This window comes from Intestinibacter sp. (assembly GCF_051866655.1).
Lineage (GTDB): Bacteria > Bacillota > Clostridia > Peptostreptococcales > Peptostreptococcaceae > Intestinibacter.
This window is the reverse complement of record NZ_JBJDXL010000081.1, coordinates 1-1,632: the sequence shown is the minus strand read 5'-3', so window position 1 is coordinate 1,632 and position 1,632 is coordinate 1. Positions and strand designations below refer to the sequence as shown.

2 protein-coding genes are annotated in these 1,632 nt (G+C 34.1%); both read right to left on the bottom strand.

Going from position 1 to position 1,632, the window contains the following annotated elements; genetic code table 11:
• Nucleotides 1–46 precede the first annotated feature (46 nt).
• A complete protein-coding gene (locus tag ACI3VO_RS02215) occupies nt 47–1,348 on the bottom strand; it encodes a DNA polymerase (protein ID WP_439756343.1) in 1,302 nt (433 codons plus the stop codon).
• A complete protein-coding gene (locus ACI3VO_RS02210) occupies nt 1,345–1,575 on the bottom strand; it encodes a hypothetical protein (protein ID WP_439756342.1) in 231 nt (76 codons plus the stop codon). The genes ACI3VO_RS02215 and ACI3VO_RS02210 overlap by 4 nt, the downstream gene beginning before the upstream one ends.
• Nucleotides 1,576–1,632: the final 57 nt, after the last annotated feature.

Below are 1,632 nucleotides of genomic sequence, written 5' to 3'. Positions count from 1 at the left end.
GCATTTGAATATAAATTATTATATACTAAAATTTATATTGGATATTTTAACCCGAATAGTCACAACTAAGCCATACATTGCCTTTTTCTGCGGTAAAACACGCTCTAGTGATAGCGTCATTCGGTAAGTTTTGTTGATTCAGTTTGTATGGGCCGCCACCGCTAGATACGCGACTCGTGTCAGTTCCAATTGGATGTAGCTCTACATGTATCCTATGAGTTTTTGGATTAATGGCATTCAACCAGTTCTGTCCATAAGTAGTAACCAACTTATCCGCTTCTTGATACTCTAGGAAGAGAGGAATAATAGGAAAATCATCCTTCTGAGGGGCTAGAACCTTCTTCTCTATAGATTTCTTTTTCTTCTTAGTCTTTTTATCGAACGTATCTATCTTTATTCCAAGTTCTTCAAATAATGGAATTACTTGCTTCTGGCTACTCCAGTTAATAGTACACTCTGGCTTATCTTTAAATCCAGTAAACAAGTCTCCTTGTAAATCAAGTTTAGCATATTTCCCTCTTCCATTATCATACTTAACAGCCCAATCATTTAAAGCCGATAAAGCTTTAGCTAACTTAGCATTATCAGAGTCCATCTTAGATTGCCATTTTGCGGGATCTAAATGAACTCCGCAATATTTAGTATATGCCAAACTTTTTATAAATTCACACTCAAAGGCAACCGCACTAGAAAGTTCTTGTTTATCTAGCTCTATCCTTTGTGCAGCTTTTATATCGTCTAGCCACATAACGTCTCCTGCTGCATATACTACTACTCTATCTGATAAGCCTTCATCGATAATTTTACCTCTGACAGTTTTATCTATATCTACGTTAATTCTTCTAGCCGCAGTAGATTTTAGAGAATAAGATAATTCATAATAAGGTTCTTTTTTAGGATCATCAGGGGTAACATATTCATACCCATAGATATTTAAACCTAACTGATTATATAAGCTAGCCGTTATTACCCTAGGATAGCCAAGGTATAATAACTGTTCTGCAATCATAGTATCATATAAATGTTTTGGATATATACCTTGCTTATACATAAAGGTCAAATCGAACATTAAATGGTGGCCTATAAATAACTTATCGGATTCCATGAAGTTTTTATATTTACTTTTCTCATCCGATGTCATTGTAGTCCAATCAAATACTACTTGATTGTCCTTATTCCCTAACTGAGTAGTTAATAAAGCCTTCGTATGACAGTCTAATCCGAGTGTCTCAGTATCAAATTGAATTTCTGCTAGCTTACCTAGTAACTCTATACTAGAATCAAAAGTAATGTCAGAATATGCGTCAGATTTAAATAATTTCTTATTTCTACTACAAAGATATATCATGGATATACTTGTTTATCTTCGTAAGTATATATCTTTAAAGCAGATTCCCCATTGTTCTCCTCCTTACTTAACTCTCTAGTATCCTCCCAGCATATTTCAGTACTGTCTGGATCTACGTCACAATCTTCTATCATGTTAACCGCTTCTTGTAGAGTGGCTGCTTCTATTTCATATGCCTCTTCTATAGTAGTAAGGCATCTTCTCCTAGCATATAAATTAAATTTCATAGTATAATAATGTTGGATTATCTTTATGTATATCTATTGGTTCTATCATCTGTATCT

Bases quoted from the DNA above. Each gene is read 5' to 3' on its own strand.
- ACI3VO_RS02210 (WP_439756342.1), bottom strand. From the start codon at position 1,575: ATGAAATTTAATTTATATGCTAGGAGAAGATGCCTTACTACTATAGAA.
- ACI3VO_RS02215 (WP_439756343.1), bottom strand. From the start codon at position 1,348: ATGATATATCTTTGTAGTAGAAATAAGAAATTATTTAAATCTGACGCA.